Origin of the sequence: Spirosoma fluviale, from assembly GCF_900230225.1 — a bacterium.
GTDB lineage: Bacteria > Bacteroidota > Bacteroidia > Cytophagales > Spirosomataceae > Spirosoma > Spirosoma fluviale.
In genome coordinates this window covers 1,396,372-1,421,712 of the sequence record NZ_OCNH01000002.1, presented here as the reverse complement: position 1 = coordinate 1,421,712, position 25,341 = coordinate 1,396,372, and the positions used below count along the sequence as shown (strand labels likewise).

Sequence of the window (25,341 nt, the reverse complement as noted above, 5' to 3'; positions counted from 1 at the left end):
CAATCAGCTATTTCAAGCTACTGACCAGACTTTGGGTCATGTCGGCAAAAAACTCGGCGGTGTGCGGGCCGAAACGATTGATCTGACCAATGACATAGGGGCTGTTTTCGGCATAGTAGTGTTTGTCGGGAACGATCTGCCCAAGGTTGCCGCCGTTGTAGCTGGTTATGACCAGATTTCTATTATCGGCTATGGGCAACTCACGCAGCTCACCGGCCAGTTCATTAGATACGCCACCGGGGCAACCCACAAAAACAGTTTGCCCAATGCGTAACGCTTTTAGCTCAGCGGGATAATCGCCATAAAGCGCTTTGGCCAGCCACGGCTTCAGCCGAAAGCTTTGGCTAACGCGAATCTGGGGGTCATTTTGAATGAGCGGGGCTGTTTGCGCGATCAACGTACTGTCGGTACGAAGCGGCTGACTGGCCAGCAAGGTAGTTATTTGATCAACCAGACTGGCTACCTGTTGGCTCTTGTCCTTTACCTGACCCGAGTAGTCAGCGTCCTCTACGGGTCCAGCCACTGGCATGGCAAACCAGCGAGTTTGCTTGTTAAGTTGCTGCGTTAACAAGCGAAAGAAATGGGGGTCGTCGGTCGAATTTGTGGTATTTTCCGAAGAAATCTGGTTTACGGAACCGGAATAAATCAGTGCGGATTCACCCGTCAGTTTGCGGAGTTGCAGCAAATGAAGGGGATCTGCCCCGGCCCGACCGCTCGCAGCAGATAGTTGCTGCTGTATTTTCAGATCAACCTGCGTATATCCAATCTGGACGGTCGTGCTGTTTTTCTGAGCCAGCGTCACCGCTTTCAGGATAGCCTCCGTCAGCTGATTGGCCCGCTGCTCATCATAGGGACCAAATTCTCGCTGACCCATGTAATCGCTGGCCCATCCGCTCAGATCCGGTTGCGAATCGGTAGCCCCCAGGTAAACGTTTTTCCACGCAAAGCCAAGCCTGGGCAGCTTTTGTTCCAGCGCTTGCGCAACCGTGGGCGGCATCATTGGTAAGTCGACGGTGATCATGACCGCCCGCGTCGTGCCGTTATCTAGTACCAGCGCGCGCGTTTGAACGGAATCCCACTTCGGGCGTGGTGAGGCTGCGTTTACTGCAGACGTTTCGGGCTTGATCGTTATGCTTGCCCATCCTGCCCGAATGGCCTCTTTGGGGCGCGGGTCGCTCACGATCCAGGCAAACCGTTGACGCGTAAAGCGGTAGTAGAGCGAGTTCTTATAGCTACCCTTGTTAACAACGGTAAAACTCAACCCCAGGATATTGATTATCACCAGGGCAACGACAAAGATTGTGATTCTATAACGACGCATGTTGCTTACAATTTCCGGCTAAATACCCCAGCCCGATCTATAAGCAAAATTGCCCGTTTTATTTGGTATCTGTGCGGTTCGAATCTCCGTAATCTGTGAAATCACAGCTATAAATACAATTGAGCCATTTTTTGCCAATCGCTAACCTGATGCGCCCGTCCATCCCAGATGTACAATTCATGGGGAATCTGTTTGTCATGAAGGGCTGAGCTTAGGGTTACGTTACTGCCCAGAAACGGATCTTCGGCCCCAATGGTCATCACGATCTGGAGTTGGCGGAGGGAGTCGAGCAGGGCGTTATCATCCAGATTAGGCAAAAAATGATTGGGGCTGTGAAAGTAAATCTCCTCGTCGTAGTAATCGTCAAACAATCCGCGAAACTCACCCACCGGCTCGGACAGATTATACCGTCCGCTAAAGGCAACCACTTTTGCAAACCAGTGCGGATGCCGAAAGGCAATATTGAGAGCATGATAGGCTCCGAGGCTGCATCCATGTGAAATCATAAATGGCTGCGGGTTTTTCAGACGGGAAAGCGGCAGGACTTCATTGATTATGTACTGTTCGTACTGGTTATGCCGCCGAATACGGTCGTGAGGATGAGCCGACCGGTTATAAACACTTTCGTGATCAACGCTGTCTACGCAGTAGAGTTGCAGCCAGCCGTTTTCAATTTTTTCGGCCAGCGTATCCGCCAGGCCAAAGGACTCGTATTCGTAAAAACGGCCGCGACGGGTTGGGAATACCAGTACCCGCGCACCCGCGTGGCCCAAGATCAACAACTCCATATCACGGTTTAGATTCGGACTAAACCATTTATGATACTCCCGGTGCATAACAATAACGTTAAGTACCCGTGAATTTGCAACGGCTTGCCCGAACCCCAACAATTGGGCGGGTAAACAAATCGTTAAAAAATCCGGCTCTGTTGCTGCAATGCCTGTTGCCAGGTTCGATAACCGGCCGATGTCAGGTGAAGTCCATCCGATTCAAAAAAATCTGAACAGGGTTTACCATCTGGACCCAGCAAAGGCGTTGTCATGTCAACATACTGCCAGTCGGGTACTTTTTCTAACTCCTGTTGAATTAATTTGTTCGTCTTTCGTATCTGATCGGCAATGTTCCAGCGGGCCGGACTTAGTTTAATCGACAAAAAAGCCATGGGCACTCCCGGAAGCAAGCGAGTCATCTGCTCCGAAAAAGCCGCAAAAAATAGATATACTTCTTCCGGATGGCGGCCGTCACCGAGGTCATTGTCTCCGGCGTAGAAAACCAACGATTTGGGGTCTGTGGGCACCACCAGCCGTTCAAAAAACCAGGCGCAGGCGGCCAGGGTCGAACCGCCAAAACCCAAATTCAGCGTGTCTAGCTGAGGAAAGTCCTGCGCCAGCGTTGTCCAGAGCCGAATGGATGAACTGCCATAAAAAATGACTTTATTCGTGGGCGTGGGTAGAGTGTTTACTTTATTTTCGAGTTGTCGAATCTCGTCTTCGTACCAAATCATACTGCGTTATTTAACCGGCTGACTAAAACTTGTTGACGAGTTGGTTACCGGTGCCCCGTCAGCCGAAGCGGCACTCGCCACCCACTTACGGATAATGCCCGCCAGTGGTCTGAATTCAATTAAAAAGCCATCATGGCCATATAACGAATCGATTTCTTCATAGGTGGCATCGGGAATATGCCGCGCCAGAAACTGCTGCTCGGAAGGAGGAAAAAGCAGATCGGACCGAATTCCCACAACCAGCGTACGGGATTTCACCTGAGCCAGTGCGTTAAGGATACTGCCCCGGTTCCGGCCAACGTTATGCGAATCCATTACTTTAGACAGCGTCCAGTAGGTAAAGGCATTGAATCGCTCAACTAATTTTTCGCCCTGGTAGCGTTGATAGCTGGCCGATTTATAGCCATCGAGCTGCTCATTGTTATCCAGCGCCTGCGTAAAGCCATAGGTATCGTAATTTCGGTACGAAATCATGGCCATAGCCCTGGCCGCTTTCATCCCGGCGGCCCCGGCATCGTCGCGCTGTTCGGACCAGGTCGGGTCGGCTTCGATGGCCATCCGCTGGGCCTCGTTGAAGGCAATACACCAGGGCGACGCAATGGCGCTGGCCGCGATGATCACCAGATTTTCGATCAGATTGGGCTGTAGAATGGCCCATTCCAGCGCCTGCTCGCCCCCCACCGAACCGCCAATGCAGGTATGGATTTTTTCGATACCCAGTTCCTGCCGCAGTAAATCCAGAGCCGCCACCATATCCCGGATGGTGATCATCGGGAACGTATGATAAAAGGGCTGCCCCGTCTGCGGATTTATCGACAATGGCCCCGTAGAGCCATAGCACGAACCGATCACGTTGGCGCAGACAACAAAATTAGTGGCCAGGTCGTAATACTTACCCGCACCAACCATACCGCCCCACCAATCACCGGCATCGGCATTCCCGGTTAGGGCGTGGCAGATCCAGACAACATTCGATTGATCGCTGTTGAGGGTGCCGCGTGTGGTATAAGCCAGCCGAAAACCCGGCAGGCTCTCCCCTGATTCGAGCGGGAACGAATATTTGTAATCGAAGTAAGAAAGGTCCAATCGAAAAAAATTTATGGTTTACGATTTACACTTTAGCCGTTACCAGTAAACTGTAAATCGTAAACCAAACCAAACACTAGGCTAAAACCGATTCAGCAATCCGGGCGAAAGCCTGCTCGAAGTCAGCTTTAATATCATCAATGTGTTCGATGCCCGCCGAAACCCGCAGCACGCCAATTTCAACACCCGCGCTGGCCTGCTCCTGTTCGCTCAATTGCTGATGCGTGGTAGCCGCCGGGTGAATAATAAGCGTTTTAGAGTCGCCAACGTTGGCGAGGTGACTCACCAGTTTCAAGCTGTTGACAAACTCATTGGCGGCATCATTCCCACCCTTTACTTTGAAGGAGAAAACGCCCCCGAATCCGCGCTTGAGGTACTTTTTAGCCAGCTCATGGTAAGGGCTGCTTTCCAGACCCGGATAGTTCACCGCTTCTACCTGCTCATGCTGTTCCAGCCATTGGGCCAGCGCCAGGGCATTCTGCACGGTACGATCAACGCGTAACGAGAGCGTTTCCAGTCCTTGCAGCAGCAGGAATGAGTTGAACGGGCTGATGGCCGGACCGTAGTCGCGCAGGCCTTCTACACGGGCACGAATAATGAACTGAATATTGCCGAAGGGACCACCCACCCCGAACACATCGCTGAACACCATGCCGTGGTAGCCTTCTGAGGGCTCGCTGAATTGCGGAAACTTGCCGTTCCCCCAGTTGTACGTCCCGCCATCGACAATCACTCCGCCAATGCTCGTGCCATGTCCGCCAATCCACTTCGTAGCCGACTCCACCACCACAGCGGCACCGTGTTCGAGGGGGCGGAACAGGTAGCCACCGGCACCAAATGTATTGTCGACGATAAGGGGCAGATCATGCTCCTGCGCGAGGGCGGCAAACGCATCAAAATCGGGGATATTGAACCCCGGATTGCCAATCGTTTCGAGGTAGATCGCTTTGGTATTTCCGTCGATTAATTTGGCAAACGACTCGGGTTTGTCGCCGTCGGCAAAGCGGGCTTCGATGCCCAGCCGCTTAAAGGATACCTTAAACTGGTTGTATGTTCCACCGTAGAGAAACGACGTGGTCACAAAATTATCGCCCGCGCTCAGGATATTGCTCAGCGCAATGAACTGAGCGGCCTGTCCCGACGCCACTGCCAGCGCTGCCACACCGCCTTCGAGAGCGGCAACGCGCTTCTCGAACACATCAGACGTTGGGTTCATGATCCGGGTATATATATTTCCGAACGCTTTCAGTGCAAACAGATCGGCCCCGTGAGCTGAGTCATTGAATACAAAGGATGTGGTCTGGTAAATAGGGACCGCCCGCGAGTTAGTGGTGGGGTCGACCTCCTGGCCAGCGTGCAGCTGGAGCGTATCAAAATGAAGTTGTGACATGTTTATGAATGGTTAACGGTTTTATTGCTCTGGGTTTTGTAGTCGACGCTGGTAGTGCAGACGTTGCTGTTGGCGTTGCTCCCAACAACAGTAGCCCTCGAACATCAGGCGAATAAGTGCACACGACAAACCATCCCGGTTTTCGTAGCGGTGAGTGGAGACGTTCGTTATGCCTGACAGGGCCATTTGGCCGGAGGCATACACTGCTGAAAATAGAGCATGATTAGTACCGATTTATAGTTCCTAAATGTATTTAGGCAGGAGTTAGCACCTTGCCATGTGGTAGGTTGCCAGCGGTTCACAGAGCCTGATCTCTCCCCGCTTCTTTATAAATCAATGCGCGCCGAGAATGGTAAATGACGCGTTGCAATGACTTGATGCCGCAAGTATACTAGTCAAACCGTGCGAATCCAAACAGCCCGGCTTTTTTCTGCTCAACCTGCTTTTTTTAGTACGGTTACTAATTTCTCCGTCTATTAAGTCGATTCATTGTTTTACTTTTGCAGGCAAGACACCTGCCGCATGAATCAAACGTATCGTTACAACCGTGAAAATGCCACCCGAGTGGCCGGAGTCACGTCTTTAAAAGATGCTATCGGGCAGTTATTGAAAGCCTACCAGTTGCAAACCCGCTTCAACGAAACCTATCTTGAAGCATTCTGGGGCCGAATGATGGGGCCAACCATTGCGTCCCGTACGAACCGGCTTTACGTCCGCGACCGCAAACTCTACATCGAAATTGGATCGGCCCCCCTGCGCAACGAACTGGTCAATGCCAAGCAGAAACTTATTCAGTTAGTGAATAAAGACATGGGTACGGACGTCATCGACGACGTCGTCTTCATCTAAGGGCATTCATCTCCTCTGGCGCCATCCTGGCATAATTCCGTCAGAAGGTAATCAGTAAATTCCGGCGTTCCTGTTGTAAGGTAATTGGTTCGTTGATAAACTGCGCTTTCAGGCCTACCCGCTCGCACATGGCCAGCCATTCGGTTTCGGGTATCACCAGAAAGCCGTTTTCCTTGCGAACGGTATGGTAATGCGAGAAGCGAAGGCGAACCAGCAGTTTCAGCGTAGCAATCAATTTTCCCTGCAAAAGCGACCGTTTCAGAATGCCCAAAACGTCGCTCAGAAAGCTCTCCCCCACCATCAGATCGCACACCAGCGCACGGGCACCCGGAGCGGCCACGCGTTTGATTAGCTGCAAAAGTTGTTCTACTTCGCCGATACTCCGGTAATACTGCACAACGCTCATCACAATGATCACATCGAATTGCCGATTGGCCACCGGGCTGAAATTCAGGTAATCGTTGGGGTCAAGATCGTGAAAAAATACATTAGGTGAATCAACATGCCGGGTGCGGGCTAGTTCATTGTATCGTTTGGATATATCCAGACCGTGTATTTCGGCTACGCGGTCGTGCCAGGCATCTTCCAGATTGCCCGGCCCGGAGCCGATGTCCAGCACCCGATTTGTTTTTGCCAAAGGAATATGCGTTTCGACGCGCTCCAGAAAATAATTGAAATTCGTCGACATCGACTCGTCGAATTCATTTTCACGTTGCCAGAAATCAAGCCATGTTGAGGCCATTCAAGAAGTAGTTAAGTAGGCTTGACAAAACACGTTAGAAATTAATCGTGCGTTGAGGTTAGGATTGAGAAGGGGTCTGGATAGGTACCATTGCCGGTGTAGCTGGCATTGGTTTCATGGTGTGCATGAGATAAAGGAGCCGAAACCAGATGAGGACACAGGGCAGGGCTTTGAGGGCATAGGGTGTTACCAGTAGTTCGCGCAGGAAACGCGGAAAAATATCGCTCGGCGACAAAACAGTCAGCACCAGACAGCTTATCAACAGCCCCCGGTCCAGCCACGTTTGCGGGCAGTAAAACCACCAGATCATAACACCCGTTACGGCGATTATATACGTAGGTGATTCGGCAACGGGATTGAAGATAACCTGAAAAATCAGCACAGAGGCCAGTAAAAGCATTTTGAACCAACGTTGATTAAACTGCTGAACGCGCCAATACACCGTACAGAACAGCACTACCCCCGCGCCAATGATTGCACTCGTGCTGATATCGGGCGAGATGGTCAAATGGACGAGTTTATGGATAGACGTGTTGGCCCATTTATCGTAATCGGATTTCAGCATGAGTTGGGTCACCCAGTTTTCGTACTGCCAAACCAGTTGATCAGGCGAGGTGAATAAGAGGGGCAGCAAACCCAGTACAACTCCCCATAGTACCATGTACGCCAAAAACCGAAGCTTTTGCGGATAGAGCAGGAACAAAGCAGCCGCTACCAGACTATATATTTTGATGTTAAAGCCAACAATGATAAAAAAGGCAGCCCAGAACAGCTGGCGTTTCTCAAAACTTACAAAGGCAAACAGTGAAAGAGCCGCAATGAGCGGGTTGGTTTGGCTGTTAACCAGGGAAGTGATCAGTTCCTGCATACTGAACCAGTAGGCAACCACTTTCTGCGAATGGGTAAGGGGCATTCGGTAGATGGCATAGACCCAAACGGCAGTGAACAGAAGATGCCATAGAAATAGCCCTACCGAAAAAGGCAGCGCAAAAATGGGCGCAAACAAAGCCGCAAAGGTGGGTGCGTAATGGTAGTGGTCGCCGTACTCGGCGGGGTAAAGCAGGTATAGGTTCTTTCCGTCGATAAGATGGGCAAGCGAATAATAGAAAATCTGGTAATTATTCGAGTCCATATTAATAAGCGTCCGGATGCTTACAAACAGGGCCAGTATCCCATAGATGCCAAAAATAAATCGGTTATCACTGAACAGTGGCTTTCTAAAAAATGACATCATAGGGTAACCAACAAGTAGGCTGTTGGAGAATAACTTACTGAAGATGTTGGACAAAGTCGCCCATTGTCCTGAAATCGCCGTGTTGTTTTAAATAACGAAGCAGATTTTCGACCCGGTCGAGGAGTTCATCCCGTGAGTGTCGGCGGACATAACCCGGAATTTTTTCATAACCCGCCAAATCCGTAAACTCCCACGGATGAACATACAGGTTCAGAAACCCATCTGTTCGCAAGGTTTGGCGGCACAACTGTTTGTAATAGGCGAAGGGAAAGTTTTTCAGGCTTAGCCAAAACAGGGGCAGCCGCAGCGTCGGGGTAACCGATGCCGGAATTTGCCAGACACCCGCTTCCTGAAACGGACAACGCGGCTCACCCCAGTGATTATACCGACCGGGCAGCCAAGTTGGGTGTAACGATGAATTATACTGATAACCCGCCTGCTGCACATCGACGGGATCAACAAAGCCCATTCGTGCGCGCCGGAAGCCGGTTACCGGTCTATTGAGCAGTTTTTCGAGCGCCAGCCGGGACTTTAGCAGATCGGCTGGCTCGAAGGTGGTGTGAAAATAGCCGTGGGAAGCTATTTCGTGCTTACCGGCAAGTTTCCTGATTAATTCAGGTTCGTGAAGCGCGTAGTTGGCCGTTGTAAACAGCGTAGTAGGTGTACCGAGGGCGTCGAATCGTTCAGCCAGCAGGCGCAAGCCCTTTGTTGACACGGCTATCTGTTCGCTGAGCGGAATGTCATGCCCGAACTCAACAGCCGTGTCGAATTCCTCTACGTCAACGGTGAATAATATATTTCCTGAAGTTGATCCTGATTTTTTACCGGAGCTTGCCATGTCGTTACGCTTTCCTCAATCTCGCTCGTATCACCAATAATGTAGGCGGGGCGGCCTTTCACCTCTACAAACGTTTTGCCCAAATATACGCCGATGATCCCAATCATAATGAACTGTACGCCCCCGATCAGTACCATCAGCAACACCAGCGTTGTCCAGCCGGAAACCGTGGCATCCGTAAAAAAGTGCTCATACAACGTTTCTGCACCGAACAACCCGGCCATCAGGAACATGGTGAACCCCAGCAGGACAGACAAATAAAGCGGACGCGTCGAGAAGGACGTAATCCCCATAGCTGCCAGTTGCAGCATTTTCCGAAATGAATACTTCGACCGACCGGCATAGCGGGCGGCTGGTTCGTAGAGGATACGGCACTGCCGGAAACCCACCCACGAAATAGCTCCGCGTAAGAACAGATCATTTTCTTTAAACTGCTTAAGTGTGTCGACCACTTTCCGGTCGAGGAGCCGGAAATCGGCTGCGCCGTCCTCAATTTTCAAGTTGGAGACATTACGCAGCAACTGGTAAAAGTATTTGGAGGTGGTACGCTTAAACCACGATAGTTTAGGATCAGCCTGACGAACGGTATAAACAACTTCATAGCCTTCGCGCCACTTTTCAATCAGGGTCGGAATCAACTCGGGCGGATGCTGAAGATCGGCATCCAGGCAAATAACGGCTTCACCATGAGCGTTGTCGTAGCCCGCCCGCAACGCCATTTGATGGCCAAAATTACGCGAGAAGGAGATAAAGCGCACAACAGAATAAGCCTGACTTAATTGCCGAAGTACATGGCGGGTTTGGTCAGAACTACCGTCGTCGACAATCAGAATTTCGTAGGATTCGTATTGGTTCATGACGGCCATCAGCCGATGCACCAGCACGGACAAGTTCTCTTCTTCGTTAAAAGCGGGTACGACGAGACTAATCATACCAGAATAAAATTTCATATTATTCACTATCGTTAAGGTCTGTTACGGGCAGATCCCCTTAAAATTCCGACCAAATTAAGTATTTATACTTAATTACTAAACGTCAGTGAGATAATTTTAATCCTAAATAAATGTCCGTTTAGCCATATACCCATAAAGGCCTATATACTAGCATATTTTAAATATAACATTATCGTTATAGTTTCATTTTTCCGGTTGTACCAGAGAAAGACGGGCTGCTTCTAAATCTAGCTCCTGCTCTATTTTTCGAAGTATATCATCGTCCAGCTGGCTATCTTTCCGTTGCTCGCTCAGTACAGTCCGTTCAATTGTCAGGAGCTCTAACTGAAGCCGAATTGCCTGCTGATACAGTTCGGCGGGGCGCTCCGACACGTTGGTAGCCCGAAGCATCCCGTTCAGTTCATTGATGCGCAGTTCGTAGGTGTTCTTTACATAGTTCAGCACATCATCATGTACTGACCCTGCCGAGTGATTGGCTTCCAGGTGGGTAATCGCCTGTAGAGCCATTTTCTGCCGCAGCTTTCGTTCTTCTTTTTTCTCATCAATCTTTTCCCGCACGCCCAGTTCATCAATTAATACGGGCAGGGTAAGCCCCTGAAATACCAGGGTGCAAAAGATAACACCAAACGTAATGAACAGGATTAAATCTCGCCCAGGAAAGGGCTGACCGTTGGGCAGTGTCAGGGGTAACGCCAGCGCACCGGCCAGAGATACAACGCCCCGCATACCCGCCCAGCTTACTACCGCCACCTGCTGCCAGCGAGGTTTGACTTCGCGCTTCCGAATGCGGGCACTGAACCAGCGGGGTAGATAAGCGCCCGGAAAAACCCAGATGATCCGACATACAATAGCCACGACACTGATGAGCAGCGCATAGTTGAGTGCCTGCGTTAACGTATAGCCATTTAATTCAGACACAATAGTAGGCAACTGCAAACCTATCAGGATGAAGACCAGACCGTTGAGCAGAAAGACCATAACCGCCCACACTGAATTGGTCTGCAACCGACTTTCATACGTAAACACCTGTCCGCTGCGAGCCGAAATAAACAACCCCACCGTTACCACAACCAGCACACCGGAAAGATGAAATTGCTCGGCAATCAGGTAAGAGCCATACGGAATGAGCAGCGTTACGGCCGTATTAGTGACGGTATCCCGGCTAATGGCCTTATGGACCCGAAGCATCACCCAGCCAATAACCAGTCCTAGTGCGCCACTGGCCAGCGCAATACCAATAAACTGAAGACCCGCCTTCCACAAAACGAACTGACTGGTCAGGATAGCCACCAGTCCATAGCGGTAGATAATCAGACTACTGGCGTCGTTCACCAGGCTCTCCCCTTCCAGCACTGTGGTGATACGCTTGGGGATGTTGAGTCCTTTGGTTACGGACGATGCCGCTACTGCATCGGGGGGCGCAATGATGGCTCCCAACAGATAGCCCTGCGCCAATGAAAACCCCGGAATGAACATGATGGCAACCAGGGCTACCACAGTGGAGGTAAATAACACCAATCCAACGGCCAGAAACGATACCGAACGACTGTATAACTTTAATTCAACATTATCGATCTGCCAGGCGGCAGCGTATAGCAAGGGAGGTAGAAAAATAAGAAAAACGACATCGGGCGATAAAATGACGGGAGGCAGGCCAGGTATCCAGCCAATCAACAGTCCCGTAAGAACTAACAGAATGGGGTAAGAGATTCGTAAACGCCGGGCAACGACAGCCAGTAATGTCGTGATGCCCAGTAAACCGGTAATCGTTTCAATTGGGTGCATATCGTGAGTAGAATGAGGAATTATTCAGGTTGAGCGATGAAGAGCCGGGCAAATTTGCGATAACTTTGTTTACCAGCCCCTTTCATCACACACGCCAGCGAATAAACGAGAATGAATACGGCAAACCAACGTCTTTTCAACCAAACAGCCAAAGACAGTAATTTAGTTGAGCAGGAAGTACGACGTGACGACATTGGTTTCGGCACCAAGTTAACAGATTCCCGTTCCCGACTTGTTAATCAGGACGGTACGTTTAACATTGTTCGTGTCAATGGCACCCTTTGGGACCGGCTAAATGTATATAATCGGCTCATCACTATGGGCTGGTTACAGTTCATGGGCTGGCTGGTGGTCTTTTATGTAACGGCCAATACCTTCTTCGCGGGGGTCTATATGCTGGCTGGTCCCGATACGTTACAAGCAGCCAGTGAGAAGGCCCTATATGGTCCATTCTGGAAATGCTTTTTCTTCAGTTCGCAAACGCTCACGACGGTAGGCTACGGCCATATTGCGCCGGATAGTTTCCTGACCAGTTCTATTGCAGCCTTTGAATCGATGGTTGGCCTGCTGGCGTTTGCGCTGGCAACGGGTTTGCTTTACGGGCGTTTCTCGCGCTCGGTAGCCCATATCCGCTTTTCTAAACAAGCCGTGTTGGCGCCTTACCTGGACGTTAACGGCTGGATGTTCCGAATCATAAATACCAGGAGCAACCAGCTTGTCAACCTAGACGTGAGCGTGTCATTATCGCGGCTGGAACCCGGCGCCGACGGCTCGCTGTATCGGAAATATTACGGCCTTAGTCTGGAACGGAGCAAAGTAGCGTTCTTCCCAACTAACTGGACAATTGTTCACCCCATTACCGAGAAAAGTCCATTGTACGGCTGCACACCGGAAGAGCTTGAACGTTCAGACGCCGAATTTCTGATTTCTTTGCAGGCTCTCGACGACACCTTTGTTCAAAGTGTACACACTCGATTTTCATACCGCTTCAATGAAGTACTCTGGGGCTATAAGTTCCGGCCCATGTTCGATGGAACGGAGGGAATGCCGGTGAAACTGGATTTAAATAAACTGGATGACGTTCAGGAAGCCCCGTTAAACTAACCGTGTGTTCAGGAAGCCCCGAATGCGATAATACCATTAACGACAAATCAATTACCGTAACGTGATTTTACCTCCTTTTCTTTCCCCCGGCGATACCGTCGGTGTTGTTTCACCAGCCAGTTGGTTTCCGTATGAGGAGTTGGCTGAAGGACTCCGTATTCTGCGCGAAGACTGGCAACTTAACGTTATTGAAGGGGCTAGCTTACAGGCTGTCGACGGCCCTTTTGCCGGTTCGGACGACCTGCGCCGGAACGACCTGCAACAGCTTTTCGATAACCCGTCCGTGCGGGCCGTCTTTGCCGCTCGCGGTGGCTATGGCTGCTACCGTATTGCCGATGGTCTCGACTTATCGGGCCTGACGGCTAATCCCAAATGGCTGGTCGGCTTTAGCGACGTTACGGTGCTGCTCAGTTTACTGACCAATTATAATCTGGTAAGCCTGCATGGCCTCATGCCCCGGCAATTTGGCGATCCCAGCCGGGCCGAATCGCTGGAATCGGTACGGCAGTGGCTATTTGGTAAGTATCCGGCCTATTATGAAACACCGGCGCACCTCCTCAACCGGCAGGGGCAGGCTACGGGTACGCTGGTAGGCGGAAACCTGACTATGCTTACCAATTCGTTTAGTACGCCCACCGACCTGGACTATAGCGGCAAGATTCTCTTCATTGAAGATATTGACGAAACGCTCTTCTCCCTCGATCGTATGATGAGGCAGTTCCAGCGGTCCGGGCGACTGGCCGAGTTGGCGGGTCTGGTGGTAGGCCAGTTTACGGACATGCGTGGCAATCTGTCCCTGCCGTTTGGCAAAGGTGCCTACGAAATCATTGCCGATACGGTTGCGGCCTACAACTACCCTGTTCTCTTCGACTTCCCGGCCGGACACGTCGATTATAACCTGGCCCTTCCTATTGGAAAACTAGTTGAGTTAGTCGTTCAACCGGAATCAGCCGTCCTGAATTTTAACCTGTAAGCGATCATGCCCATTCTCTTCTCTGAGGCTGTTGTCTGGATTACCGGTGCCTCTTCTGGCATTGGCGAAGCTCTTGTTCTGGAAATAGCCCGTCATAAAGGTGTTAAATTAATCCTGTCGGCCCGGCGGAAAGAGGAATTGGAACGGGTAGCCAAACAAACCGGATTATCGGCATCCGATCTGCTCATATTACCCTTGGATATGAGCCGTCCGGACGACATGGCTCCGGCTGTAGAGGCTGTCCAACAGCGGTTTGGCCGAATCGACTACGTTTTTCAGAACGCCGGTATTACGCAGCGGAGTTCGGTAGCAGATACCGACTTCTCCGTATATCAGCGCATCATGGACATTAACTTTTTTGGCGTCGTTGCCCTTACCAAAGCTGTTTTACCGCTCATGCTGGTTCAGGGCAGCGGTCATTTTGTGGTAACGAGCAGCGTTGCGGGTAAACTGGCCACCAAGCAACGATCCGGCTATTGCGCCAGCAAGCATGCCCTGCATGGTTTTTTTGATTCGCTCCGTGCCGAAACATTTGATGCGGGCCTGCGGGTCACTTTGGTATGCCCCGGTTATATACGTACCCCCATTTCGGTACATGCCCTCGGAGCCAATGGCCAGCCACACGGCCAGATGGATGAGAATCAGGAAAAGGGAATGCCCGCTACTGAATTTGCCCGGCGACTGTTGCGAGCAGTTTCCCAGGAGAAAGAAGAACTATACATAGGCGGCAAAGAAACCTATGCCATTTACCTCAAGCGGTTTTTCCCAAGTTTGCTTTCCCGGATTTTGCGTAATCGACCGGTGGAGCAATAAATTGGTGTAGTTGTTAAGCAGGCAAACGTGCCCTAATGGCTTAACAACTACACCAGTTTATTACTTCATCTATTTACTATTTCCCGCTCGCGGTGAGTTCTTTAACGGCGACGCCTTTGTTGGCGAGTTCCATATAATCGACCGTCAGGTGGCAGAGTGATTTCATGCCCAACACAAAACAAGCCTCATCAATCTGAAAGTCGGGCGTATGGTGTGGAGCAACCTCTTCTACTTTTTTACCTTTGGTCATGCCCCCCAGGAAGTAGAAAAATCCGGGTACTTTTTGCTGAAAGAACGAGAAGTCTTCGGCACCGGTTTGTGCGGGCGTTAATCGAACATTGTTTTTTCCGGCCAGTGCTTCGAGCGTTGGGGCCATCTGGTCGGTCAGCTTGGGGTCGTTGTACGTAACCGGATACATGACATTGATTTTCACATCGGCTTTGGCACCGGCACTTTCGGCAATGTTAGTGGCAATCTCGTTGATGCGTCGATGAACCAGCATCTGCGCTTCGGGGCTGAACGTCCGGATGGTACCAATCATGTTGGCTTCTTCCGGTATGATATTCTGCCGGATTCCGCTGTGCAAAGCCCCAACAGTCACAACGGCGGCATTGTCGGTAAGGGTAACATTCCGGCTCACAATCGTCTGCAGGCCCATAACAACCTGAGCGGCAGTCACAATAGGATCTACCCCCGACCAGGGAGCGGCTCCGTGGGTCTGCTTGCCTTTAATTTTGATCGCATACTCATCCACAGCGGCCATAGTTGCACCGGGGCGGTACTTAATCGTACCCACTTCGGTCTGCGAATTAATGTGCAGACCAAAAATGGCATCTACTTTAGGGTTTTCGAGAACGCCTTCCTTAATCATCAGATAAGCGCCCCCTTCTTCACCAGCGGGTGCGCCTTCTTCGGCGGGTTGGAAAATAAACTTAACTGTACCGCGCAGGTCATTTTTAACTGAAGCCAATACCTCGGCGGCCCCCATAAGCATCGCGACATGGCTATCGTGTCCGCAGGCATGCATGATACCCGTTTGCTGACCATTGTATTCGGTCCGGGCTTCTGATTTGAACGGTAGATCAACGCGTTCCGTAACGGGCAACCCATCCATATCGGCACGCAGAGCAACGACAGGGCCTGGTTTCCCGCCCTTTAGTAAACCAACCACCCCGGTTTTGCCAACGCCCGTTTTAACCTCCATGCCTAACGATTGCAGATGGGCGGCAATTTTGGCCGCTGTTTGAAACTCGCGGTTGCCTAGTTCAGGATGCTGGTGAAAATCCCGACGCCAGGCAACTACCTTTTTTTCAAGACTTTCGGCCGTTTTATCCATCCGGGCAGTAAGTGCTCCCATCTGCGCAAACGCTGTTTGAACAGACAGCCCTGCCAGGAGTAACACGCGACCACAAAGTTGATGATGATTCATAGAGTTAGTTGATTTTAGGTTTTTACTTGTAGGATAATAGGCATTCCGCACGTAAACCAGTAGGATATATTGACTCCGGCTGGCTTAGCCTTAGTTTTATTGTCCCTAATGTTCTAACAAAAGTAGCTTATCGTCGTCTAAATGCTTCATCGTGCCACCAACATTGACAAAAATACCGTAGGATTTGCCCTTCATACATGGAATTTTGTCACATGGCATTACCAGACGGGCATTTTCCTGAAGCGGTAGGCAACTGGTCCACCGAATTTGGGCGCGTCGGTTAGTCTTAAATCACGACTTATACGTTTCTGACGACATAGATTTGTAACCAAATAAATAGTAATACAAGTATAACCGAAGCTAGAGTAAGTTATTTGTAATTTATATTTTTCATATAATCATAAACTATATTGATTCATTAAACTTACTACTAAGTTTGTAAACGTTTATTCTAATGTAGAACCATAAAGAAAAATTAAGTCACTTTTCTCTTTTCTCAACACACCCTCATCTATTCTTAAACCAAGTCAAGAGTCCGGAAGGGCCCGGATAATGATCATCTATTATTCGCCAGCTTCGATTGCCTAATATTGACATGAGAAAAATGTTACAGCTATGGTTTGATAGCGCTTTGCTGGGAGTCGCTTTTCTGAAACCAAAACGCAGAGGCAAGACGACCATCTTTCACTACCAACTGGTTAACACCCGATTTGCTGAGTTACTGGGGCGAACACCCATTGAGTTTACCCAACAACCCATCGGTAAGTTTCTTCCTTTCATTGCCGAAACGGAGTTTACTCAAAAGGTGCTCACTGTTTTCCAAACGGGTGTTTCGCAGGAATGTCAATGCAGCCAGCCAGCCGAAAATCGACTTTTTTCCCTAACGCTAACCCGACTTGAGAGCCAGGTTGTAGTGAACCTTCAGGAAATAAGAATACCGGAGCAGGCAGAGTGCGCAAGCCCGTCAGTAATACCGCAACCACAGCCTCCCGCCATACTTGAAAGCAACCAGCTTTTACAAACGGTTATTTACAATAGTCCGATTGCGTTAGCCCTCCTGCGGCCTGTTTACCAGGATGGCCACATCGTTGACTTCCGCTACCTCATCAGTAACCCCTCAAATTGCCTCCTGACCGGGTTCCGTCAGGAAGACATGTTGAGTAGTTCACTGTTGCGTTTATTTCCACATCTGGTGCAAAACAGCGTGTTTAACCGATTGGTTGATGTGGCCCAGAATGGTAAAGCTCAGCACTTTAATTTGCGCGATGAGTTGGACCCTGGCCCTTTTTGGGGTAATTTTTCAATGCTTCAGGTGGGCACAGATGTTCTGTTGAGTATTCAGGATGTCACGCACCTAAAAGATGTTGAAGAAGAACTCCGGCAAACCAACCTGGAACTGGAGCAACGGGTAGCCGAACGCACAGCTCAGGTTCAGCAGTTATCGGCCCTTCAGCAGGCTATTCTGACCTATGCCGGTCAGGCTATAGCCGCTACCGATACGCGTGGCATCATTCAACTGGTCAATCCGGCTCTGGAAACTCTGACCGGTTATCAGGCCAATGAACTAATCGGCAAAGTCACACCGGGAGCCCTGCGTGATCCTTTTTCCCACCAAAATCAAATTACTCAGCTAAAGTCCGACGTCGATGACTTTTCACTCACAGGTGAAGATATAGTGACCGCTTACGTAACCAAACACAATTTTTTACGAAGGGAGAATCTTCTCCTTGCGAAAGATGGTAAACGAATTCCGGTTCTGTCGACGGTAAGCGGGCTTTACGACGAGCAGAATGAGTTAATGGGTTTTGTGGATATTACGACAGACATTACCTATCTAAAGAAGATTGAAGAAGCCCTGTTGCATGCTCAGCAACGTAACGAATTAGCCATCAAAGCCGGAAAACTGGGTATATGGGAATGGAATCTGCTTACTGACGAGCTTGAGCTGGAAGCCGATTTTTACACGTACTTCAATCTCCCCAATCAACCCTGTTTTCAACGGATCAACGAAGCGATATCCTTTGTACACCCCGACGATTTAGACCATGTTCACGCGTGTACAGAGGAGGTTAAACGGGGCAGGAAACGGTTTAACCTCGAATTCCGCGTTGTTCTACCCACCACAAAGTCAATCCATTTTCTCGTGGTAGATGGTCTTCGTCTGCATAGTGACTGTGATTCTGTCCAGCGTATGGTTGGGGTAGTCGTGGACCGAACAACGCAGCGGCAATCGCAGTATGCCCTTCAGGAAAGTGAACGCCGGTACCGAACGCTGGTTGATACCATGCAGGAGGTCGTTTTTCAGACAGATACCGGAGGGTTATGGACTTACCTGAACCCGGCCTGGCAGGAGATCACCGGTTTTAGCATTGAAGAATCGATAGGCACTCGATTCCTCAATTACATACTGCCCGAAGATCAGGCCCGGAGCCAGGACCTCTTTGAACCGCTTATTGCCCGGCAAAAACCCTACTACAGGCATGTAATCCGTTACATCCATAAAAAGGGTGGCTATCGCTGGGTAGAGGTTTTTGCGCAGATAACCGTCAATGAGCAGGACGAACTAACCGGCACCACCGGCACCCTGACCGACATCACTGAACGAAAAAAGGCTGAGCAAGCGCTTCTTGAAAGTGAGCAGCGATTCCGCCAAATTGCCGAAAATGTGGACGAAATTTTCTGGATAAGCGATATTCAGAAATTCAGATTTTTGTACGTAAACCCAGCCTGTGAAAAATTAAGTGGCATGTCTGCAGAAGAACTGTACGCAGACCCATTTTCATTCACAAAAGTGGTTGTGGAAGAAGATCGGGCTAGTTTACTCGCTGCCTTTGGCGACCGCAATACAGATAGTGTTCTCCAGTTCAGAGTTCACCACCGCGACGGCAGTATTCGCTGGCTTAGTGCCCGCCGGTTTACGATCAACAACGAAGAGGGTATCCCTACCCGCCATGTCGGAGTTGCCACCGATGTCACAATGGCCATGGAGAAGGAGCAGATTCTGGAGGAAACACTGACGAAGGAACGAACCTTGAATGCGTTGAAATCACAGTTTATTACCACGGCTTCTCATGAGTTCCGGACTCCGCTGGCGTCTATTATTTCCAGTATCGAACTAGTCAGGCATTACGCCAATGTGAACCCACCGCATTCGTCTACCCCCTCGATTAACAAGCATTCAAATACGATTCTGAAGCAGGTGATGGCTTTGGATGAATTGATTGCCGATACACTTACCATCAGTAAAATCGAAGAAGGCAACGTTCGGCCACAGTTGGAGTCGACTAATATTGTTGCGCTCATTCAGGAACTGGTGTCGCTTAATTTTGCCAGTCGTGAAGACAAACGGCTGGTGGAGCTGGAAGTAACCGGCCAGGCAGTACCCGTACGAATCGACAAAAAACTGATGATGCATGTGTTCACGAATCTGTTGTCGAATGCCTTTAAGTTTTCTACTAAAAACCCCATACTGGCCGTCCGGTTTGCCCAGCAGGCCGTCACGATAACCGTCAGTGATAAAGGGCTTGGGATTCCTCAAAAAGACCTCCCCCATTTATTTCGCAAATTTTTTAGAGCTGGCAATGTGGGGCACATAAAAGGAACCGGTCTTGGTTTAGCCATTTGTCAGGAATACATCAATTTACAACAGGGCCTCCTCGATGTAAATAGCATAGAGGGAGTTGGCACTACATTTACCATTACCCTCCGACTTCGCCAACACGGAACTGCCTAGCATCCGGACCCTATTTGCCTACATAAAATAACATAAAACGGAGCGAATTAGTAGAATTAGTCAATTTTACATGTACATACATATAAACAAAGCATAATATGTATTTATACATAAAATATTGAACTTTATAAATAATAAATTCCTTTTAGCACCTAGTATTGTTTACTTATAACTAATTCATCTACTAAACTATCATGAGAAAACTTCTATTAGGAAGTTTGCTTCTCTTGCTATTATCACATTTTCCTGCAATGGCGCAGGAGGTAGTAGTAAGCGGTCGTGTCACTTCGTCAGACGATGGCTCCTCACTTCCTGGAGTGAGTGTACAGGTAAAAGGTCTTAGCCGGGGGGGTACAACGGATGCCCAGGGCAATTATAAAGTATCCGTACCCGCAAATGGTCGATTGGTTTTCAGTTATATCGGCTATAAAAGTCAGGAGTTCCCGGTTGGCAACCGTACCACACTGAACGTCGTTTTGCAGGCCGATGCCACCAACCTTGGTGAGGTCGTTGTTACAGCCCTGGGTATTGAACGCGATACGCGGTCTTTATCCTACGCCACTCAACAGGTAAATGGCGACCGTATTTCGCAACGGGGCGAGCCTAACGTGCTCAATGCCTTACAGGGTAAAGTATCGGGCGTTCAGATTACGGGAGCCAGTGGCGAAGCCGGTGCCTCAACGAACATCAACATCCGGGGTATTCAGTCATTTACCGGAAACAACCAACCGCTTTTCGTCGTCGATGGTATTCCCATCAGTAACAGTGTGGACCGTACTAATCTTGGTCCAAATGGCACACTGGGTGGTCCACAGTCATCCAACCGGGCACTGGATATTGCTCCGGAAAATATTGAGTCACTGAACGTACTGAAGGGTCCCGCTGCGGCTGCGCTGTATGGATCACGAGCCGCTTCGGGTGTTATCGTGATCACGACAAAGTCGGGCAAAAATGCCAAGAAGAAAACCGAAATTACGGTTAACTCCGGGCTAACGTTTCAGAACGTATATGGCTTGCCTAATTTCCAGAACGGCTTCGGTCAGGGATTGAATAATATCTTCCAGAGTAATAGTGTAGCCTCCTGGGGACCGGCCTATGGCTCTCCGGCCACGCTGGAAAATGGCTTTTTCACCCGCAATGCCACAACACCCACCCAATTGGACTCAACGGCACTGTTTCCGGGAGGAGCCTTACCGGCTTATAAAGCCTACTCGAATTATCGGGCTTATCCGGATAACATAAAGAATTTCTTTAACCAGGGGCGCATCCTGTCGAACTCCGTCAACATTGGCGGGGCAAGTGGCAGCAGCAACTACAACTTTTCGGTAGCCAACACCGCGCAGGATGGTATCGTCCGAAATTCGAAATTTAACCGGACCAACGTAAGTTTCGGCGGCAACACGGTACTGTCGAATACATTTCACGTTGGCGCATCGATCAATTACAGCAATACGGATCAGAGCAACTCGCTGACGGGTAACGGCGGTAGTGCATTCGGACAGTTGGTATCCGTACCCCGCAGCTATGACCTGCCAAACCTTCCTTTTCAGGATGTTAATGGCCGTAGTGTGTTTGCAGGCACACCCGGCTCAAACGAGAACCCAATCTGGGGACTGGAAAACAACCGCACGACCAGTAATGTCGATCGCCTGATTGGTAACATCAATATTGGTGTTGATCTGGTCAAAGGCGTCAATTTATTTTACCGGGCCGGTATTGATACGTATACGGACCGTCGTAAGCAAATCTTTGCGCCCAGTGCAGCCCGCCTGCTGGTAGGTGGCGTTGGCGAAGATATTTATTACTGGCAGGAGCTGAACAGCGACCTGATTCTGACCGGCCAGAAAAACGATATTTTGCCCGGTCTGAATATTGAAGGCCGGTTAGGCTTTAACGTCAACCAGCGGAAATCACAGAACGTGACGGCCAACGGTCAAAGCCTGACGTTACCTAATTTCTATAACCTCAGCAACGCCACCGTCTTCTCAAACAACACCGGCGAGAGCAACACCCTGCGTCGACTGGCTGGTTATTATGGACAGGCCAGTTTCTCGTTCCGGAATTATGCCTTTCTGGAGTTGACCGGGCGTTTCGACAAATCGTCGACCTTACCGCTCAGCAACAATACCTACTTCTATCCGGCTGTTTCGGCAAACGTTATCCTTTCGGATATCTTCCCCATCAAATCGTCGACACTCTCCTACCTCAAAGTACGGGGTAGTGCCGCTACGGTGGGTAAAGATGCGGACCCCTATCAGTTGCAGTCGGTTTACGTAACCACGAGCCGGGGCAATAACGTATCGAACATCGCTTTCCCGATCAACGGCCAGAACGCCTTCTCGATCAGCAACCGGATCGGGCCCGGCGATAACCTGAAACCCGAATTCACAACCTCCTACGAAGGCGGTTTGAACCTTGGGCTGTTCGATAACCGCTTTAGCATTGATCTTACCTATTACAACTCGGTTAGTACAGACATGATCGTAAACGTGGGTATGGCGGCATCGACCGGATATACCACACGGACCACAAACGTGGGTAAAATGACGAACAAGGGTATTGAAGCCTTATTGACGGTAACCCCAATTCGGGTTAAAGATTTCCGCTGGGACGTGACGGTTAACTATACCCGCAACGTAAACGAAGTTGTCGACATCGCACCGGGTGTCGAAAGTTTCTCCATTCCAGGCAGCGCCTTTACGGGCTCCGTACCCTCCATCGTAAAAGGGCAGCCTTACGGGGTAATTCTGGGTAACAAAAAACCGACGAATCCTGACGGCCAGTGGATCATCAACCCCAACACCGGCCTGTGGAATCCGGAAGTGTCTAACCAGAACATTTCCAATCCAAACCCACTCTGGATAGGCAGCATCCAGAATACCCTGAAGTATAAAGGTATTGCCCTGGGTGTCCTCTTCGATACCCAGCAGGGTGGGCAGTTGGTACAGTTCTCGTCGGGCTCGTATAAATCAAACGGTACGCTGGACGTTACGGGCGTTAACCGGCAGGCTCCCCGGATTATACCGGGTGTATTTGAGATCAGCAACGCCGACGGCACAAAAACCTACACGCCAAACAACATTCAGGTGGATGCGCAAAGTTACTGGCGGGCGTTCGGCTTGCAGAGTGACCTGAACGTGTTCAGTGCCACGCGGTACAGTCTGCGCGAAGCAACGCTGAGCTACGATCTGCCTGCGTCGTTGATCAGCAAAACGCCATTTGGTGGTATATCCCTCTCGGTCGTTGGCCGTAACCTGTGGTATTTTGCCCCCGGCTCGCCCATTGATCCTGAAGTAAACACCCAGGGAGCTGGCAACATCCGTGGTCTGGAATTACAAAGCGCACCCAATACCCGTAACTACGGCGTGAATCTGAGATTTACTTTCTAATCATTGTCACTTCATGAAAACAACATATAAAGCGCTTATCGCTGTGTCGCTGCTAACGGTAATGGCAAGCTGTCGCGAAAGCTTTTTCGATATCAATACAACGCCTAACAACCCAACGGTGGTGCCCGCTTCGGTACTGCTGACAACGGTTGAATACGATGCGGCCTTCACCTCTACCAACGACCTGAACCGCATCAATGAGGTACTCACCCAGCACATGGCCGGGGTTGCCAATCAGGTAGCCGCTTATGATGTATTCAACCTGCGCGGAGCCTCAGATAACCAGTGGAACGGCGAAATTTATGCCGGTATGCTCACCAACGCCCAGCGGCTCATTGAGCAAACCCAGCAAACCACACCGGCCTATGCCGGCATGGCTAAAATCCTGAAAGCGTACGGTTTCAGCATCGCTACCGATGTGTGGGGTGATGTACCTTATTCAGAAGCGCTGCAGGGACTATCCGTCCTGACGCCACGGATAGATGCCCAGCAGGACATTTACCTCGGCAGTTCGGAGAAGAAGATCCAAAGCCTGTTCGACCTCGTTAAAGAAGGTATGGCTGATTTGGACAAACCAAACACAGGGGTTTTGCCCGGTGCCGACGATGTGGCCTATCAGGGTAACCTGTCGAGATGGAAGCGACTTGGCAATACCCTTATGCTGCGTCTGGCCGTACAAATGAGCCGTAAAGCACCTGCTCAGGCTAAACAGATCATTACAGAAATCCTGGCCTCACCCGCCGGTCTGATCAACGACAACGCGCTGGATTTTCAGGTAGGCTTCGGGACGGATAACGGCAAGCAGAACGCCCTTTTTTCATTCAACTATGTGAACCGGACGGGCGATTTGATGGCTAGCCAGCGGTTTCTGGATACGCTAACGGCCTACAATGACCCGCGTATCAGCCGGTTCTTTACGCTGGCAGCCAATACGAGCCGGTACGTAGGCTTTAATAACGGCGCAACAACAGCCGCGCCCAGCGTTGTAGCCAACCGGTCACGTTACGGCGTTTACCTGATTGGTACCGGTGGCGAAGCCCCAACGCGTATCATTACCAACTTTAACCGGGCGTTTTTACTCGCCGAAGCGGTTGTTTCGCTGGGTGTAGCGGGCGATGCCCAGGCCTTGTATCAGGAAGGGATCAGAGCCTCTATGCTGAAAGCTGGCGTAGCACTAACCGATGTGAACGATTACTTTACCAAGAATCCGCAAATCGTCACGCTATCCGGCGATACTCAGAATCGGCTGCGGCAGATTCTGACCCAGAAGTGGATTGCCAACATCGGCATGGGCATTGAATCCTGGAACGACATCCGCCGGACGGGCTTCCCAAAACTAGCCTTGCCACTGAACGCGCAGGGCGACAATCCGGCCGTTATTCCGGTGCGTCTGCCGTACACCTCGAACGAACAGCAACGTAATCCCAATGTGCCAAATCCTGGCCCACGGATGGATGAGCGGTTATGGTGGGATATTGATTAACTCATTTTACGACAAAGACCATGAAAAAACTAAGTTATATAGCCAGTTTTCTTTTGTTGTTCGTTGCAGCCGCCTGTACGAAGGATGATATCGTTTCGATCCGCGATGCCCAGGCCACTGACAACGCGATCACATTTACCAATTTCAAGTATTTCGAGCGTATCCCGATTGGGGAAACGTCTATCGCGGGCGGGGGCAACATTAGCATTACAATGACCCTCCCCGATGCCAGTCCGAGGTCGTTTAAGGAAATAACCCAGGTAGGTGCTTCGACCATCAACGCCAGCTTAAACCAGAATACGTTTAAAACGGCTGCAAATACACTGGCATCGAAGATTTCAGTAAGCGGTAAAACGGCTACGTTCACAACAACAATTGCGAACTATCTGGCATTTCGAAAACTGGCGGCTATGCCCAGTACGACTACAGGGGGCGTTGTAACCTTTACCGATATGCAGTTCTTCTTCCTCGTTACGCTGGACGATAACACGACGGTAGTGCCGATAGAGTACCGGGTCCGGATTCGTGCCTGATACTAGATTATCTTTTTGAAGAAGCACCGGCTATAATGGCCGGTGCTTCTTTTGCTACAAAGCCAGTTGACTGCTAGCTACGACACTGTATTGACCATACAGGGCTTTCTTATAAAAAGACAGGGAACACGGATGATACAGATTGAACGGATTTTTAGGGTAACAGCGGCCGGGAGGAGCCA

Annotated in this window: 19 protein-coding genes and 1 riboswitch; of the genes, 8 read left to right on the top strand and 11 right to left on the bottom strand. The window is 50.2% G+C overall.

What is annotated here, in order from left to right; all coding sequences use genetic code 11:
• Window positions 1–7: 7 nt before the first annotated feature.
• The 5 genes from CRO74_RS16210 to CRO74_RS16190 all read right to left on the bottom strand — a co-directional run bounded on the left by CRO74_RS16210 (window position 8) and on the right by CRO74_RS16190 (window position 5,301).
• Entirely contained in the window at window positions 8–1,321 is a 1,314-nt protein-coding gene (locus CRO74_RS16210; RefSeq protein ID WP_097127059.1) for a hypothetical protein, read from the bottom strand.
• Between the two features lie 107 nt (window positions 1,322–1,428).
• On the bottom strand, window positions 1,429–2,157 hold the full coding sequence (locus CRO74_RS16205; protein ID WP_097127058.1) for an esterase family protein: 729 nt from the start codon (window positions 2,155–2,157) through the stop codon (window positions 1,429–1,431).
• Between the two features lie 74 nt (window positions 2,158–2,231).
• Entirely contained in the window at window positions 2,232–2,825 is a 594-nt protein-coding gene (locus tag CRO74_RS16200) for a GDSL-type esterase/lipase family protein (RefSeq protein WP_097127057.1), read from the bottom strand.
• 6 nt (window positions 2,826–2,831) lie between these two features.
• A complete protein-coding gene (locus tag CRO74_RS16195) occupies window positions 2,832–3,911 on the bottom strand; it encodes a homoserine O-acetyltransferase family protein (RefSeq protein ID WP_097127056.1) in 1,080 nt (359 codons plus the stop codon).
• A gap of 76 nt (window positions 3,912–3,987) precedes the next feature.
• Window positions 3,988–5,301, bottom strand: a complete 1,314-nt coding sequence (locus tag CRO74_RS16190) for an O-acetylhomoserine aminocarboxypropyltransferase/cysteine synthase family protein (protein ID WP_097127055.1) — start codon at window positions 5,299–5,301, stop codon at window positions 3,988–3,990.
• 231 nt (window positions 5,302–5,532) lie between these two features.
• Window positions 5,533–5,636, bottom strand: a riboswitch (SAM riboswitch).
• A gap of 187 nt (window positions 5,637–5,823) precedes the next feature.
• Between CRO74_RS16190 and CRO74_RS16185 the strand changes: the two genes are divergently transcribed.
• On the top strand, window positions 5,824–6,150 hold the full coding sequence (locus CRO74_RS16185) for a DciA family protein (protein ID WP_097127054.1): 327 nt from the start codon (window positions 5,824–5,826) through the stop codon (window positions 6,148–6,150).
• A gap of 40 nt (window positions 6,151–6,190) precedes the next feature.
• Here CRO74_RS16185 and CRO74_RS16180 read toward each other — a convergent pair whose 3' ends face one another.
• From CRO74_RS16180 to CRO74_RS16160, 5 genes are all read right to left on the bottom strand, one after another.
• Entirely contained in the window at window positions 6,191–6,892 is a 702-nt protein-coding gene (locus CRO74_RS16180; protein ID WP_097127053.1) for a class I SAM-dependent methyltransferase, read from the bottom strand.
• A gap of 58 nt (window positions 6,893–6,950) precedes the next feature.
• Window positions 6,951–8,126 (bottom strand): glycosyltransferase family 87 protein, encoded by a 1,176-nt coding sequence (locus CRO74_RS16175; protein ID WP_097127052.1) that lies wholly within the window; start codon window positions 8,124–8,126, stop codon window positions 6,951–6,953.
• 34 nt (window positions 8,127–8,160) lie between these two features.
• On the bottom strand, window positions 8,161–8,964 hold the full coding sequence (locus tag CRO74_RS16170; RefSeq protein ID WP_097127051.1) for a polysaccharide deacetylase family protein: 804 nt from the start codon (window positions 8,962–8,964) through the stop codon (window positions 8,161–8,163).
• The gene (locus tag CRO74_RS16165) at window positions 8,901–9,914 is read right to left on the bottom strand and encodes a glycosyltransferase family 2 protein (protein WP_097127050.1); all 1,014 of its coding nucleotides are present in this window, start codon (window positions 9,912–9,914) and stop codon (window positions 8,901–8,903) included. Before CRO74_RS16165 ends, CRO74_RS16170 begins: the two co-directional genes overlap by 64 nt.
• A gap of 186 nt (window positions 9,915–10,100) precedes the next feature.
• Window positions 10,101–11,702: a Na+/H+ antiporter gene (locus tag CRO74_RS16160; RefSeq protein WP_097127049.1), complete on the bottom strand. Its 1,602-nt coding sequence runs from the start codon at window positions 11,700–11,702 to the stop codon at window positions 10,101–10,103.
• Between the two features lie 111 nt (window positions 11,703–11,813).
• Between CRO74_RS16160 and CRO74_RS16155 the strand changes: the two genes are divergently transcribed.
• From CRO74_RS16155 to CRO74_RS16145, 3 genes are all read left to right on the top strand, one after another.
• On the top strand, window positions 11,814–12,806 hold the full coding sequence (locus CRO74_RS16155) for an ion channel (protein WP_097127048.1): 993 nt from the start codon (window positions 11,814–11,816) through the stop codon (window positions 12,804–12,806).
• A 61-nt stretch (window positions 12,807–12,867) separates the two neighbouring features.
• Window positions 12,868–13,779 (top strand): S66 peptidase family protein, encoded by a 912-nt coding sequence (locus tag CRO74_RS16150; RefSeq protein ID WP_097127047.1) that lies wholly within the window; start codon window positions 12,868–12,870, stop codon window positions 13,777–13,779.
• A gap of 6 nt (window positions 13,780–13,785) precedes the next feature.
• On the top strand, window positions 13,786–14,592 hold the full coding sequence (locus CRO74_RS16145) for an SDR family oxidoreductase (protein WP_097127046.1): 807 nt from the start codon (window positions 13,786–13,788) through the stop codon (window positions 14,590–14,592).
• A gap of 76 nt (window positions 14,593–14,668) precedes the next feature.
• On the opposite strand, the gene CRO74_RS16140 is transcribed toward CRO74_RS16145, so the two are convergent.
• Window positions 14,669–16,021: an amidohydrolase gene (locus CRO74_RS16140; protein ID WP_097127045.1), complete on the bottom strand. Its 1,353-nt coding sequence runs from the start codon at window positions 16,019–16,021 to the stop codon at window positions 14,669–14,671.
• Window positions 16,022–16,616: 595 nt separating this feature from the next.
• On the opposite strand from CRO74_RS16140, the gene CRO74_RS16135 reads away from it, so the two are divergent.
• The 4 genes from CRO74_RS16135 (at window position 16,617) to CRO74_RS16120 (ending at window position 25,159) form a co-directional block, all read left to right on the top strand.
• Window positions 16,617–19,754 (top strand): PAS domain-containing protein, encoded by a 3,138-nt coding sequence (locus CRO74_RS16135; RefSeq protein WP_097127044.1) that lies wholly within the window; start codon window positions 16,617–16,619, stop codon window positions 19,752–19,754.
• Window positions 19,755–19,948: 194 nt separating this feature from the next.
• Entirely contained in the window at window positions 19,949–23,143 is a 3,195-nt protein-coding gene (locus tag CRO74_RS16130; protein ID WP_097127043.1) for a SusC/RagA family TonB-linked outer membrane protein, read from the top strand.
• 13 nt (window positions 23,144–23,156) lie between these two features.
• The gene (locus tag CRO74_RS16125; RefSeq protein ID WP_097127042.1) at window positions 23,157–24,626 is read left to right on the top strand and encodes a SusD/RagB family nutrient-binding outer membrane lipoprotein; all 1,470 of its coding nucleotides are present in this window, start codon (window positions 23,157–23,159) and stop codon (window positions 24,624–24,626) included.
• Between the two features lie 20 nt (window positions 24,627–24,646).
• Window positions 24,647–25,159 carry a hypothetical protein gene (locus tag CRO74_RS16120; RefSeq protein ID WP_097127041.1) on the top strand — a complete coding sequence of 171 codons (513 nt, stop codon included), beginning with the start codon at window positions 24,647–24,649 and terminating at the stop codon, window positions 25,157–25,159.
• Window positions 25,160–25,341: the final 182 nt, after the last annotated feature.